The sequence below is a fragment of the Paraburkholderia sp. SECH4 genome, assembly GCF_030511745.1.
Lineage (GTDB): Bacteria > Pseudomonadota > Gammaproteobacteria > Burkholderiales > Burkholderiaceae > Paraburkholderia > Paraburkholderia madseniana.
Genome location: NZ_JALOCP010000006.1, coordinates 1 through 14797 on the forward strand (window position 1 = coordinate 1; position 14797 = coordinate 14797).

The 14797-nt window shown below is 57.9% G+C and carries 7 protein-coding genes; 4 read left to right on the top strand and 3 right to left on the bottom strand.

The window, feature by feature from the left end; all coding sequences use genetic code 11:
- Positions 1-99 precede the first annotated feature (99 nt).
- The 3 genes from M0D67_RS10805 to M0D67_RS10815 all read left to right on the top strand — a co-directional run bounded on the left by M0D67_RS10805 (position 100) and on the right by M0D67_RS10815 (position 8259).
- A complete protein-coding gene (locus M0D67_RS10805; RefSeq protein WP_323138132.1) occupies positions 100-5754 on the top strand; it encodes a helicase-related protein in 5655 nt (1884 codons plus the stop codon).
- 224 nt (positions 5755-5978) lie between these two features.
- On the top strand, positions 5979-6764 hold the full coding sequence (locus M0D67_RS10810) for a hypothetical protein (RefSeq protein WP_266238814.1): 786 nt from the start codon (positions 5979-5981) through the stop codon (positions 6762-6764).
- A 238-nt stretch (positions 6765-7002) separates the two neighbouring features.
- On the top strand, positions 7003-8259 hold the full coding sequence (locus tag M0D67_RS10815) for an RES domain-containing protein (protein ID WP_266238815.1): 1257 nt from the start codon (positions 7003-7005) through the stop codon (positions 8257-8259).
- A gap of 451 nt (positions 8260-8710) precedes the next feature.
- Here M0D67_RS10815 and gyrB read toward each other — a convergent pair whose 3' ends face one another.
- The 3 genes from gyrB to dnaA all read right to left on the bottom strand — a co-directional run bounded on the left by gyrB (position 8711) and on the right by dnaA (position 14257).
- Positions 8711-11182 (bottom strand): DNA topoisomerase (ATP-hydrolyzing) subunit B, encoded by a 2472-nt coding sequence (gene gyrB, locus M0D67_RS10820; protein WP_266238816.1) that lies wholly within the window; start codon positions 11180-11182, stop codon positions 8711-8713.
- 114 nt (positions 11183-11296) lie between these two features.
- Positions 11297-12400 (bottom strand): DNA polymerase III subunit beta, encoded by a 1104-nt coding sequence (dnaN, locus tag M0D67_RS10825; protein ID WP_054037057.1) that lies wholly within the window; start codon positions 12398-12400, stop codon positions 11297-11299.
- Between the two features lie 219 nt (positions 12401-12619).
- Positions 12620-14257 (bottom strand): chromosomal replication initiator protein DnaA, encoded by a 1638-nt coding sequence (gene dnaA / locus M0D67_RS10830; protein ID WP_266238817.1) that lies wholly within the window; start codon positions 14255-14257, stop codon positions 12620-12622.
- Positions 14258-14659: 402 nt separating this feature from the next.
- On the opposite strand from dnaA, the gene rpmH reads away from it, so the two are divergent.
- Positions 14660-14794 carry a 50S ribosomal protein L34 gene (rpmH, locus tag M0D67_RS10835; RefSeq protein WP_004198824.1) on the top strand — a complete coding sequence of 45 codons (135 nt, stop codon included), beginning with the start codon at positions 14660-14662 and terminating at the stop codon, positions 14792-14794.
- The last annotated feature ends 3 nt before the right edge of the window (positions 14795-14797 follow it).

Here is a 14797-nt window from a genome sequence, read left to right on the forward strand (position 1 = left end):
GCTTCTACTCAACTTTGCGCCGCCATCTAATGACGCTTTTACACCGCCGCTAACAGCTTTTGCCTGTATAACGGCAAAACTGTGGAAAGTGCCAGTGAAGTGCGCAAGCTGCAGCATGAAAGACTCAACGAAGTTTTGTCACGTGAGGAACTGCGCAGACGGCCGGCGCCTGTGCTGATGACCAACGCAACCATGCTTGAGTACATGCTGGTCCGTCAGGTCGATGCCCCGATTCTCGAACTATCACGAGAACAGCAGTCCCTGCGCTGGATAGTCTTGGATGAGGCACACACCTATGTCGGCTCCCAGGCGGCCGAACTCGCGCTGCTGTTGCGACGCGTGGTTCAGGCGTTCGGAAAGCGCCCCGAAGAAATCCGCTTTGTTGCGACTTCGGCCACCATTGCCGACAGCAATTCAAATGAACGACTTCAGCAGTATCTCGCGAGTCTGGCCGGGGTGCGCCCGGGACAGGTAGTCGTTGTGGGAGGTTCACGCAAGGTACCAGACGTCGTGTGCAACGGGACACCCGACCCGCGAAGCTATGAAGCGGCATGCTCAGTTGACGCCGGCCAGGAAATATCGGAGGCTCGCTTTTCCATACTCGCCCATCATCCGCTGGCCAGCACGCTTCGCCATGGCATTGTGAGCAAAGGGCGCCCTCTTGACCTGAACGAGCTCGTTGACATCGCCGGCAACAGAATGATGGGCGAAACTCTCTCTGAGCGGCAACAGGAGGTGCTGGCGTGGCTCGACCTAATGAGCGGGACACGGCGTGCGGCCAACGAGCCACCATTTATCAAGCTGCGCATTCATCTCTTCCAGCGCATGCTGCACGGCCTGTGGGCCTGCATCGATGCCCGTTGCAGCGCCAAACCGGTGGGGCTTGAAGCGTGGCCATTTGGCAATGTTTATGTCACGCAACGTTCTCGCTGTGAATGTCATGCGCCGGTGTACGAGCTCGCCTTCTGCGACGAGTGCAAGACCCCGCACCTGCTCGCGGAAGACCAGGCCGGGCAACTGCGGCAACGCAGTCCCTACGCAAGCGATGAATTCTCGCTCAGTTACGAAAGCCCGGCCGAAGACGAACCGAATACCGACCTGTCGTCCAGCTCTTCGAACCGACAGTCCGCTGAGAAATTTGTCATTGCGCCGGCAGAGACGCAACGAGAACCCTATTTCCCGGTGCAGGTTGACCTCTCGACGCTCAACGTAGGTGCTCTCCCGTCATCAGACACAAGAGAGCTCGTCGTTGCGCCGGAGTCTCTGGCCTCCTGCAGCCGGTGTGAAACAAGCTTCACCGGCTCGTCCGCGCCGCTTCGCAAGGCCTATCTCGGCGCACCGTTCTATGTGGCGAACGCGGTGCCCACGGTCCTCGAATTCTGCCCTGACCCAATGCCGGAAGATTCCGAGGGAAAATCACCGGAGGAACTTCCTGGGCGAGGCCGCAAGCTCATTACGTTCACCGATAGCCGACAGGGCACCGCCCGCATGGCGGTGCGGATGCAACAGGAAGCCGAACGCTCCCGGCTTCGCGGACTCGTCTTCGAAATACTGCGTAACGCCCAGGCAAAGCTCGATGCCAAACCCAAGGATATTCCTACGGTCGGCTACGAGGAGCTCATCGAACAGGCCAAGCGCCTTCAGGCTATGGGCATGAACGACATGGCCGGTCAACTGTTTCAGAAGTCGGAGGAGGCCAGGTCGGGGCTGTGCACAACCGGGACTAGCGAAATGTCCTGGTCCGACATGGTCACGGAACTTGCAACGTCAAGAGACATTTCGCTATCGATTCGGGACTACAACAAGTACGCGAATCCTGAACTCTTCGAGGGACAGGAAGGTGCCATCCCAATGGCCCGTCTGCTGCTTGCCCGCGAATACGCGCGGCGCCCTAAGAACCAGAACAGCACGGAAACGTTAGGCCTAGTCCGCGTGGGCTACCGGGGGCTCGACGGTATCACTTCGGCTCCAGTTTTGTGGCTTGACCGAAAGGCTGGTGCCCTCCCGGGCGAGACCGTCCCCTGTAATCTGACACTCCAGGACTGGCGGGATTTTCTCAAGGTAGCGCTCGACTTTCACGTTCGCGAAAATACGTTCATCCGACTCGACCCCACGATGCAGCGATGGATGGGAGCACGGTTCACCTCGAAAGTCCTCATGCCATCAAAGCGGGAAGCCGCGGAGAGCGCCACTTTCAAGAAGTGGCCGCAATTCAGGCAAGGCCGCGGGCATCGACTCGTTAAATTGCTCGAACAGGGGTGCAATCTTGACCGAAGCCGCCCCGATGACAAGGACATCATCAACCATCTTCTCGACCAGGCATGGAACGTTCTGGTGGGCGCGACGATACTCGAGCAGTTTGAGGGAGGCTACGCACTCAACCTCAACACATTGACCTTCTCGCTGCCCACTGTTGCGTGGGTGTGTCCGCTCACTCATCGCATGTTCGATACGGTATTTCGCGCGCTTACGCCCTATATGCCAGACCGTTTTCGTGAGGGAGATTACCGGTGCCGGAAGGTGGAGCTGCCCACCTTCTCGCTGCTGTCCCCAGGGGGCGATGCCGAGGCTGCACGGGTTCAGGTTCGCCGGCTCATGGCGGACAATCCACAAGTCCAGCAATTAAGGTCACAGAACCTCTGGACCGACCTTTGCGACCGGACTGCGGAGGGCGGATTCTATTACCGCACCGCCGAGCACTCGGCGCAGCAGTCCTCGACCCGGCTAGAAACTTACGAGGACATGTTCAAGCGCGGCAAAATCAACGTGCTGAACTGCTCGACCACAATGGAGATGGGGGTCGATATTGGCGGTGTCTCGGCCGTGGTGATGAACAATGTCCCTCCGCATCCAGCCAACTACTTGCAACGCGCCGGGCGCGCCGGACGCCGCAACGAAGCCCGTTCAATTGCGTACACCCTGTGCAAGGCCGACCCGCACAACCAGCGGGCATTCCGGGAACCAAAGTGGCCGTTCATCACGGCCATTCCTGCGCCCGGCATCACGCTCAGTTCGGAGCGAATCGTACAGCGACACGTAAACGCGGCCCTGCTCGGCCGGTTCCTGCGAACATTGGGCAATACCGGGACGGACCGGACGAAACTCACATTGAACTGGTTCTTTGGTGGCGACGCGTCCGCCTGCAGACGCTTCATCGACTGGATGCAAGGCAACCCCGAGGGTCTAGACCAAAGCATCGCTGATATCACGCGTGGTACCAGCCTGGCAGCCCGCTCGTTGACTTCTCTTATTGACAATGCCGTCGCGAGCCTTCTACCAATCCAGTTCCGATGGTGCTCCGAGCATCACAAGCTGGTTGAGCTCCTAGCCTGCGCCGTCGACGAACCATACCGGAAAGCACTCGGGTTCGAGCTCAAACGTCATGAAGACGAGTACCTGTTGCGTGACCTCGCTGCGCGAGCCTTTCTGCCCGGTTACGGTTTTCCGACTGATGTCGTGAATCTGAATACTTATAACGTTGAGGATTTCAAGGAACGCAGCCGGCAACGCGAAGAAAGGACTCGTGAAGATAATATTTTCACGTCCAAAGAGCAGCCCACTCGCGGGCTGAGCATCGCGATTCGCGAATACGCCCCGGGCGCACAAATCGTGATTGACGGTCGGGTGTATCGCTCTGCCGGCATAGGACTGCACTGGCACTCCGGCGGCGCCAGACATGAGGCGCAGAAATTTGACATCGCCTGGCGATGCAGTCATTGCGGAACGGCCGGAATCACTGAAAACGCGTACTCCAATAGCGACAACGTTCGCTGCATGCGATGCGACCATCCGGTTCACGTGACCGAACGGAAGCTCATCCTGCGTCCGTCAGGTTTTGTCACGGACTTCTACGAGTCGACGACAAACGACATCAGTACGCAGAAGTTCATCAGGGTGGCACCACCCCGAATCCAGCTCGACGGGGAAATGCTGGCACTTCCGGACAGCCGCTGCGGGTACCTGCACTTTGGCCACAATGGCGGCGTCTTTTATCACTCGTCTGGCGAGTATGAAAGTGGATACGCCGTATGTCTCGCCTGCGGTCGCGCGGAATCCATGACGCATGACGGCGAAATTCCCCCGTCGCTCCGTCCAGACAAATTCCATCGCCCGGTCGGCGGAGCAACGGGCAGCCAGCGGGACAGGACCTGCTCAGGCGCAGCTGTGAAGCCCAACATTCACCTCGGCTATCACACCGCGACCGACGTACTCGAGCTTGTCCTGAGGAGCCCAACGACCGGGGAGTGGCTCGGGGACTCCCCCGAAGAAGCTATCGTCGCAACTACCCTGGCAGTAGCTTTGCGTGACGCCATTGCGGACGAGATTGGCGTTGCGAGCACCGAGATGGGTTTTGGCACCCGACTCGACAGGGATACGGCAACCGGTAAAGTCAGGACTGTCATCCAGCTTTTCGACCAGGTCAGTGGGGGTGCCGGATTTGTATTGGCGGCATTGCCGCAGGTGATAAAACTGCTTGTTCAGGCTGCTCGCAAGCTCGACTGTCCGCAGGAATGTGAAAACGTCTGTTCTTCGTGTCTTGCAAGCCGCGACAGCCGTGTTGAACAGGAGGAACTAGACAGGAATGCCGCAAAAAGATGGCTCGACGACAACGAATTCTTGCGCCACCTTGAGCTGCCGGGCCAGTTTCGGAACATTCCCGGCGCGACCTACTGTTCGTTCAGTCCTGAACGCTTCATTCGCGAAAGCATTAACAGGGGTGCAACGGGAATCCAGTTGATGTTGAAAGGCGACCCGAGCGAATGGGACCTTGACCATCCGTCGTTCCGCGACAGAGTCCTGACCTGGAAAGTGAAGGACTCGCTTGACGTCTGCCTTGTCGTGCCATCGGTCAAGGTTCTCACCGAGGAGAACCGGCGCAGTCTGAACTTCCTGGGAAAAGTCGGGGTGCGTGTATGTCAGCATGATGCTGCAGCCGATGCCTTTGGCGTTGCGGCCATCGCGCAGGTTTGCCGCGGCGAAACCACGCAGACTCTTTTGACCAGCGAAGAGGGTACGGGTGTTCCAGGGGAAAACTGGCTAAGGACAAGCGGTACCAGTATTTTGGTGTCCACCAGTCAGCTCAAGTCTCTGCTCCTCACCACAATTGACGTGACCGGCTGGGAAACCCGTGAATCTGGCGTAACTATTCTCGAAGTGATGACGGAACTCAACGGACCGGTGTCATCTTTGGCAGTGCGCCTGCGCGGGCTAATCAACGAAAAGGTACCCGCGCTCGCGAACCTGATTGCACACGACCATGCAACCGAGGTGAGTTATAGCGACCGGTATCTCAAATCGCCGTGGTCGCTCATGCTGTTGGGCGGCTTCCTTTCAATATTCAAGAGTAGCGAACTCCGGCGTCTGGAAATAGCAACGCTGCGCCCTCAGGCCACCCAGATTAGTAGCCATGTCAAACACGACTGGAGCCGCCCGGAGGACATGCGCGAATTGACCAGGGCATGGCTGCAGACCATGGTTTCAGTCGAACCTCAAGTCACAATGGTCGATAAGGCCTATGATTTGCAGCATAGCCGCGTCATCTCCGTGTCCTGGGCCTCAGGTAGGAAGACGAAACTTATTCTGGACCAGGGCGTTGGCTACTGGCAGCCGAAGATGGCAAACCGGGACCAGACACACTTCGACTTTAACGAGAGCCTTGAGGTGCAGGGCTGCCGCATGGTGGAACAGTACAAACTTGCTATCATGGTCAATGGCGGGACTTGGCCAACATACCTGTCGGTTGTCTCAGAATAGAAAAAACCCAAGTGAACTAGGTGAGCTCCCCATCGCGGATGTCGCTAGCGCTGAAGATTTTCGCTCCACTCACATGGCTTTCCCGCGGACGAAATTGACACACGTCGTGGAGAGTGTCGCCGCAGGACACGAGAACGTCGTTTGTTCGCGGGACCAATGGCCGGTTACAAGCGGGCATGAATAACGTGCGTCGCACGGGTATGACTTTCTGGCGGGGGAACTGAATGTCGACGTCACTTACGCTGATACCAGCCGAGCGAGTCCATTATCGAGATTTGCTGCGTGACGCCCGCTACGAGGCCCTCGCCGATGCAGAGGGATTCGAATCGGTATGCTTTGCAGTTGAACGCTTGGGCATGCATTTGTACGGCAAAATGGCCGCGCTGGGGACTTATCAAACAGCTCTCAGGAACCTGGCTGGGCAGTCCGCAATCTTTACCGGGCTCCCCGAGCTCTTCCCTCAACTATTCATGCCGTTTGAAACCCTGTTCTACGCCGTTCGACAGGCTCGGAACGATGCGATGCACACAGGAGTCTACGCCCGGAACATCACTAGTAAAGCCGTCGAGCTTTGCCTAATCTTGGAGGATGCGTTAATGGCAAATGGTCGCACTGGCGACGAGGAAATCGTCTCTCATTATATGGTTCGCTCTCCCATCGTAGTTGAGGGATGGCAGCCTGTGGCGCATGCGCGGCAGCTCATGCTCACACATTCCGTATCGTACCTTCCGTGGTGGACCAACAATCAATGGATGTTATTGTCGGAGACCGGCCTCCTTCGATATCTTCGGTCTGCGCGTACGCGAGATGACCGGGCAAGCTTTCCTGCAAGACTACTGCAGGATGCCAATCTGGAACTCACCCCGTCAGTGACTGTCTCTCCCGACAAAAAGGTTGATGAGCTCCTGGAAATGCTACCGGCAGACAACACGACCAAGCTCTGGCTAGTGCTCGATAGTATGCATCCGGAACGACTGCTAGGTGTGTTCACGCCTTTTGATTTACTGTGACTTCTAGCGACGGGAACTGATTAACCGAATGGAAGGCAAGACGCGCGGCCGAAACCGACCTGCCGCTCGAGCGTGTTCGAGGTCTGTTCTTATACCGGCTGGCTCGTGAGATGCATCTGCCGTCGGCGACTATTTCGAGCCCCAGCACCACCGATTCATTCCTCGAGCAACACCTGCGTTGCAGTTGCAAGCGGGTGCGCAGCCGCTTGCAACGACAACAGGAGACGGAGAATTAGATTTGACCGATTCGGTTTGCTTCCAATGTTTTCAAGATAAATATCTCAGCGCTCAGGTAAAGACTGAAGGCGAACCTGACCTGTGCCGCGTTTGTGGGAAAGTGAGTGAATCCATCACAATTGAACGATTAGGCGAGATTCTTGAGCCAATCATGCGCGACAACTTCGCGCCTGGGAGGCAGGTTCCGGAATTTGATGGTAGCGACCACCTTTTCTATAGTCAGCTCGGTGACCCGATATCCTACTGGGTGCAGGAGGTACTCGGACAGTATTTCGACTTTGAGGACGAAATTGTTTCCGCAGTGATTGAGGCGGACGATTATTGGCCATCACACGGAGGCGAGCCATATTGGGACGACACGCAAGATTACGAGCCCATCGATAATCTTTCAGGAGAGTTCTATCAGAACTGGAGGGAGACGCTCGCTGAAGTGAAGCACAGTAAGCGGTTCTTCAGCGAGAAGGCACGCGCGCTATTCACAGAGTTGTTCGCGGATGTCGAACATATGCGGCTTGCGACGCGGCGGCACTCTCCGGTCGTTCGAACGTTGCCCGTTAACACCCGACTGTACCGGGCGCGGGTCGTCACAAGCGCAAAGCTTCTAAAAGACATGATTGCGGACCCGCTGAAAAACATCGGGCCGCCACCGCCGGAATTGGCCAGAGCAGGCCGCATGAATGCAGAAGGCATCTCTGTCTTCTACGGCGCGCTGGATGCGCAGACATGTATGGCGGAAATGAGACCCGCTATCGGCAATCACATCGCAGTCATCGAACTGAAGACCGATAGACGCTTGCGGGTTCTAGACTTCTCGAGGCTGGACAGGGCACGGTCAAGAAAGGCTCTGAGCTATCTCCAACCAGATTACAAGCGCCAAAAAGAACGACGCGCTTTCCTGAAGATACTACACGCCCTGATTTCCCAACCGGTCACTCCGGGGCGTGAGGCAGATTATCTGGTCACTCAGACGATGGCCGAATTTCTCGCTCACGTAGCAAGCCCACCTTTTGACGGCATACTCTTCCAGTCTGCGCAGCGGGCTCGAGGAACGAACATCGTTCTGTTTCCGGCGACACGTGAAGAAGATGAGAACGAACCGCGAAACCTGTCAATCTCTCTCGCCAAAGCGGACGTACGTCTATTTAAGACGGAGGCGATTTCGTATTCACACGGCGAACAGATGGCCTACTTTGCAAACGATACCGATGAAGTAATCTATGTCGGCAAGGGGGACGGAGAAGACGATGGCGATTTCTAGTGTGGAAACTGGCGCGCTGCGTGCTCCGTTCTGTGCCCGACTTGAGATTTTCGCGCCCGGACACGCTCTGCGAGGTCGCTCCGTCGCGAGGAAATAGCATCGAGCGAGCGCCTTTGATGATATTCGCCCGGTGCGACAACCGCGTAGGCGACTAGGGTTGGGGGCACAGAAGTGTCGACGTTGGGGCAGAGCATCTGCGATGACCGAGTGCAAAGTCACTGGGCGGTCTCGGAGAGGATGGTTCACACAGTCCACCGTCACCGACTTCGCCAGATTCCACCTTTTTGGCGACATCCGACTGAAAGATGCCCGACCCCCGCTTGGAAATCTTTTCGAGACGGTGGACGTTGATGAGTCATCTGTTAATTCGAGCTATCAAGAAAAAAGACCCATAAGTTTCTCAACTTATGGGTCCCAGATTCTCAGGTTATGCGTTCAGCTACACCGACAATCAAACATCAATATTCCCCGCCCTCAACGCATTCGACTCAATGAAAGCCCGACGCGGCTCCACGTCATCCCCCATAAGCGTCGTAAAGATCCCATCAGCCGCAATCGCATCCTCAATCTGCACACGAAGCAAGCGACGCACGGTCGGATCCATCGTCGTCTCCCAAAGCTGCCCAGGGTTCATCTCACCGAGACCCTTATAGCGTTGCTTCGAGATATTGCGTTCAGCATCAGCCAGCAACCACTTCATAGCGCTCTTGAAGTCGGTAACAGCCATACTCCGCTCACCGCGCTTGATCACCGCCCCAGTCCCAATCAACCCCTTAAACGTATTAGCGGTATTGATCAGCTGTTGGTAATCAGCGGTCAGCTGAAAATCCTGATCCAGCACAGAAATCTTCTGATTGCCGTGATGAGTCCGCGCAACGCGCAGCGAGCGCAGTTCACGCACCGGGTCATACATCGTCGTGACCTTAACCTCAGGTTTCAACGCATCATCACGCAACTTGGCTTCGAGAGCCGCCGCCGACACTGCAGCCGCTTCCTCACTGGAAAGGTCGATAACAACCCCATCCATCACAGCCTCAAGCGCCCCAGCGTCATACAACCGGCTCAAACGGTTAACTACGGCCTGAGCCAACAAGTAAGCCCGAGCCAACTCACCAAGCGCATCGCCAGTAATAGGGGTAGAACCTTCTGAAGCCAACAACTCCGACCCCTGCAAAGCCAGCTTCAGGATGTGAGCATTAACCTCAGCCTCATCCTTCAAATACCGCTCATCCTTACCCGCCTTGATCTTGAACAGCGGCGGCTGCGCGATATAGATATACCCACGCTCGATCATGTCCGGCATCTGACGATAGAAGAACGTCAGCAGCAGCGTCCGAATGTGCGCACCGTCCACGTCAGCATCGGTCATGATGATGATGCGGTGATAACGCAGCTTGTCGAGGTTGTAGTCTTCCTTGCCGATCCCGCAACCCAGCGCCGTAATCAGCGTCACAATCTGCTCCGAAGAAAGCAGCTTGTCATAGCGCGCCTTCTCCACGTTGAGCACCTTGCCGCGCAGCGGCAAGATCGCCTGAAACTTCCGGTCACGCCCCTGCTTCGCCGAGCCGCCTGCCGAGTCGCCCTCGACGATATAAATTTCCGACTTCGCCGGGTCCTTCTCCTGGCAATCCGCCAGCTTGCCCGGCAGACCCACGCCATCCAGAACGCCCTTACGACGCGTCATTTCACGCGCCTTCCGAGCCGCATCGCGCGCCCGCGCCGCGTCGACGATCTTGCCGCAAATGATCTTCGCGTCGTTCGGCGTTTCCAGCAGGAATTCTTCGAGCGCCTTCGCGACCACATCCTCCACCGGCGCGCGCACTTCCGACGACACCAGCTTGTCCTTGGTCTGCGCGCTGAACTTCGGCTCCGGCACCTTCACCGACAGCACGCACGAGAGCCCTTCGCGCATGTCGTCGCCGGCCGTCTCGACCTTCGCTTTCTTCGCGACTTCGTGATCGGTGATGTACTTGTTCAACACGCGCGTCATTGCCGCACGCAACCCGGTCAGGTGGGTGCCGCCGTCGCGCTGCGGAATGTTGTTCGTGAAGCACAGCACGTTTTCGTTGTAGCTGTCGTTCCACTGCATCGCCACTTCCACGCCCACGCCGTCTTTCTCGCCGCTGATGTGGAAAATGTTCGGGTGCAGCACGGCCTTGTTCTTGTTGATGTACTCAACAAAACCCTTCACGCCGCCCACAAACGCGAAATCTTCTTCCTTGCCCGTGCGCTGGTCGGTCAGCTTGATGCGCACGCCGTTATTCAGGAACGACAGTTCGCGAATCCGCTTGGCCAGAATGTCGTAGTGATATTCGACATTGCCGAAGATCGTCTCGTCAGCCAGGAAGTGCACTTCGGTGCCGCGGTTTTCGGTGTCGCCAATCAGCTGAATCGGCGAGACAGCCACGCCGTCGATCTCTTCGATCACGCGGTTCTGCGGCACGCCACGGTGGAATTCCATGAAGTGCTTCTTGCCGTCGCGGCGAATGGTCAGGCGCAGCCACGCCGAGAGCGCGTTCACGCACGAGACGCCCACGCCGTGCAGGCCGCCGGACACCTTGTAGCTGTTCTGGTCGAACTTGCCGCCGGCGTGCAGTTCGGTCATCACGATTTCAGCGGCGCTGCGCTTCGGATCGTGCTTGTCGTCCATCTTCAGGCCGGTCGGCACACCGCGGCCGTTGTCGGTGATCGAGATCGAGTTGTCCGCGTGAATGATCACCTGGATATCGTTGCAATGCCCCGCCAACGCTTCGTCGATGGAGTTGTCCAGCACTTCGAATACGAGGTGATGCAAACCGGTCCCGTCTGACGTATCCCCGATGTACATCCCCGGCCGCTTGCGTACCGCCTCCAGACCTTCGAGGATCTGAATCGAGGAGGCGCCGTAGCTGTTATCGGGTTGCGAATTGTTCGTTTCAGTCATGGATTTTTTCCGGTTCTGCGTTACTGCAAGGTTGCTGCTCGGGACTTTTCAAAACACCATAAAAACGCCAAAGGGGCGCTGCGCCCCTTGGTGTGTTCTTTGGTTTTGGACGCGTTAGATGCGCATCGGCATCACGACGTATTTGAATTCGTCGTTCTCGGGAATCGTGATCAACGCGCTGGAGCTGGCGTCGCCAAGGCTCACTTGCAACATGTCGACCTTCAGGTTCGCGAGCACGTCGAGCAGATACGTGACGTTGAACCCGATATCGACGCTGTCGCCGTCGTACGCGATTTCCAGTTCTTCCTGCGCCTCTTCCTGATCGGCGTTGGTCGACATGATCTTCAACTGGCCCGGCTCGATGATGCAGCGCACGCCCTTGAATTTGTCCGACGTCAGAATCGCGGCGCGTTGCAGCGAGCGCTGCAGTTCTTCACGGCCGATCACGAACTGATTCTTGTGCGACTTCGGAATCACGCGCTGGAAGTCGGGGAATTTGCCTTCCACCAGCTTCGACACCAGTTCGACCTGGCCGAACGTGAACTTCACCTGCGTCGGCGCGATGTCGATCTTCAGCGTGTCGTCGATGTCTTCCAGCAGACGCTGCAGTTCAAGAATCGTCTTGCGCGGAATGATCACTTCCTGACGCGCGAACGAGCCTTCGATCTTCATCGACGAGAACGCCAGACGGTGGCCGTCTGTTGCGACCGCCATTAGCTGGTCACCGTCCACTACCAGCAGCATGCCGTTCAGGTAGTAGCGGATGTCCTGCTGGGCCATCGAAAAATGGACCATGCCGAGCAACTGGCGGAACGTTTTCTGGGGAACCACCAGGTTCGCACCGTAGTCTTTAGCCTGAGCGACGGTCGGGAACTCGTCGGCCGCCAGAGTTTGCAGCGCAAAGCGGCTCTTGCCGGATTGCACGGTCAAACGCTTGTCGTTCAGCGTGAGCGTGACCTGCCCGTCGGGCATGGCGCGCAGAATGTCGAGGAGCTTTCTTGCTGCCACCGTGGTCGCGACCGAATCGCCGCCCACGCCAAAATCGGCACGCGTGGTGATCTGCAACTCGAGGTCGGTCGACAGGAACGACACTTCAGGGCCGTTCTTGGTAATCAGCAAATTGGCGAGGATCGGCAACGTATGGCGGCGTTCGACGATGCCGCTCACGGTTTGCAGCGGCCTGAGGAGGTTATCGCGTTCGGTCTTGACCAGTTGCATAGAGTTCCTTCGTTGATATAACGGCCTGCGCGCCTGACTTGCCAGCCTTACAGCGCGCAACCGCGGCTCCCCGCCGGCGCCACGCAGCGCCTGTCACGGCGTGAATTCCGCCCGCGGCCGCCGGGCGGTTAAACCTGTATTGTGCCTGAAAACGGAACCGCTCCACTAAAATGGGGGCGAGTTTGGAAATAAACAGGTCGAATTTCCCGCCCGACCTGCTTAACCTTTCAGCGTTTGCTCCAGCACGTGCAGTTCGTGGTTCAGCTGCGCGTCCGTGCCGCGCTCGGCGGCGATCTTGCGCACCGCGTGCAGCACCGTGGTGTGGTCGCGTCCGCCGAACAGCTCGCCGATTTCCGGCAAACTCTTCTGCGTCAGCTCCTTCGCCAGATACATCGCGATCTGCCGCGGCCGCGCAATGTTCGCCGGACGCTTCTTCGAATACATGTCCGCCACCTTGATGCTGTAGAAGTCAGCCGTGGTCTTCTGGATGTTTTCCACCGAAATCTGCCGGTTTTGCACCGTCAACAGGTCTTTCAACGCTTCTTTCGTCACTTCGATCGTGATTTCGCGGCCGTGGAACTTCGAATACGCGAGGATCTTGCGCAGCGCGCCTTCCAGTTCACGGACGTTCGAGCGCAGATGCTTGGCGACGAAGAACGCGACGTCTTCATTCAGGCTCACGAACTCCGATTGCGCCTTGCGCATCAGAATCGCGACGCGCATTTCCAGCTCGGGCGGCTCGATCGCCACCGTCAGGCCGGAGTCGAAGCGCGAGATCAGGCGGTCGTCGATGCCGGAGATTTCCTTCGGATACGTGTCGCTGGTGATGATCACCTGCGCCTTGTTCGCGACCAGCGCCTCGAACGCGTAGAAGAATTCCTCTTGTGTGCGCGACTTGCCTGAGAAAAATTGAATATCGTCGATCAGCAGCAGGTCGAGCGAGTGGTAGTAGCGCTTGAAATCGTCGAACGCCTTGCGCTGGTAGGCCTTCACCACGTCGGACACATATTGTTCCGCGTGGATGTAGCGAATCCGCGCGCCAGCCTTGTCCATTAGAAGCTGGTTGCCGATCGCGTGGATCAGGTGGGTCTTGCCCAGACCCACGCCGCCATACAGGAACAGCGGGTTGTACGAAATGCCGGGGTTGTCCGCGACCTGAATCGCCGCGGCGCGCGCCAACTGGTTGGCCTTACCGGTCACGAAGTTGTCAAAGGTCAGCACGGGGTTGAGCTTTGAACGCTCGTACATCGAGTCGTTGTCGCCGTTGCCGTTCGAGCTCGCGCTTTGGCCCGGGCGCCACGTGCGGCGGGCGGCGGCGGCTTCGTTCGCGTCGAGGCTGGGGAGATCGAGGTCGGCGGCATCTTCAGCGACCGCGCGTGCGTTCGCGTTGTGGTCAGCGGCAGCGCGTACATTTGCGTTGAGGGTCGCCATCGCGCTGTTCGCACCATTGGCGCGCGCGGCCTGCGACGCTTGTACGGCACCGACGGCTGCGTCCACGGCGGCCCCACCGCCGTTTGAACCAGCCGAATGGCCGCCGCCCATTGCACCAGACGCCGAAGATGGACGCGACGGAGCCGGCGCCGACGTCGCCGCGGGGGCGCGCATGCCTGCTTTCGGGTCCAGCACGAATTGCACGTCGACCGGAGCGTGCCAGAAATCGCGGGCCATATCCGCGATGCGGCCGGAGAACTGGCTCTTGACCCAGTCGAGCTTGAAGCGGTTCGGCGCAGCGATGCTAAGCGTGTTCGCAGCGGCGTCGAAGGCGACCGGGGCCAACGGTTTGATCCACGTCACGTACTGCTGGGGCGTTAGCTCGCGCTCCAGCAATGCGGAACAGTGTTGCCAGAAATCGTTCATCGAGTTGCTGTCGTTATGATGTGCACGGCGGTTCGCCGCTGCCCCTGTCGCGCGTACGCAACAAGGCCCTGAGCAGTCAGGCCGAACCAGGCGTAATGGCTCCAGGCGCTTGTGCCACAAGGGTTTGCGGGGCAAGCGAGCCGGAGCGGCGTGCAGAATTTTTGGGAAGTAAGGCGAGATTCTAACGCCAAATCGTCGGCGAAAGGGAGTTATCCACAGGGACGGATCATCTGGCGAACTCCTCTTGGGGTCAGGCCGAAGCAGGCTAAACTATTGACGGCCAAAAGAAAACCGGTTTAAATAGCGGGTTCCGCGAAAACCAATTCTGTAAACCTCCGGCCATTGCCGCTTCAGCGATGATCGTGCGGTTAATTTTCGATCAGTCGATCAAGTGAGAGCAACATGAAACGTACTTACCAACCTTCCGTTACCCGTCGCAAGCGCACCCACGGCTTCCGCGTTCGCATGAAGACCGCAGGTGGCCGCAAGGTCATCAACGCACGTCGCGCGAAGGGCCGCAAGCGCCTCGCCATCTAAGGT

Excerpts from the sequence above, each read along its gene's own strand:
- M0D67_RS10810 (WP_266238814.1), top strand. The coding sequence starts at position 5,979 with ATGTCGACGTCACTTACGCTGATACCAGCCGAGCGAGTCCATTATCGA.
- gyrB (WP_266238816.1), bottom strand. The coding sequence starts at position 11,182 with ATGACTGAAACGAACAATTCGCAACCCGATAACAGCTACGGCGCCTCC.
- dnaN (WP_054037057.1), bottom strand. The coding sequence starts at position 12,400 with ATGCAACTGGTCAAGACCGAACGCGATAACCTCCTCAGGCCGCTGCAA.
- dnaA (WP_266238817.1), bottom strand. The coding sequence starts at position 14,257 with ATGAACGATTTCTGGCAACACTGTTCCGCATTGCTGGAGCGCGAGCTA.
- rpmH (WP_004198824.1), top strand. The coding sequence starts at position 14,660 with ATGAAACGTACTTACCAACCTTCCGTTACCCGTCGCAAGCGCACCCAC.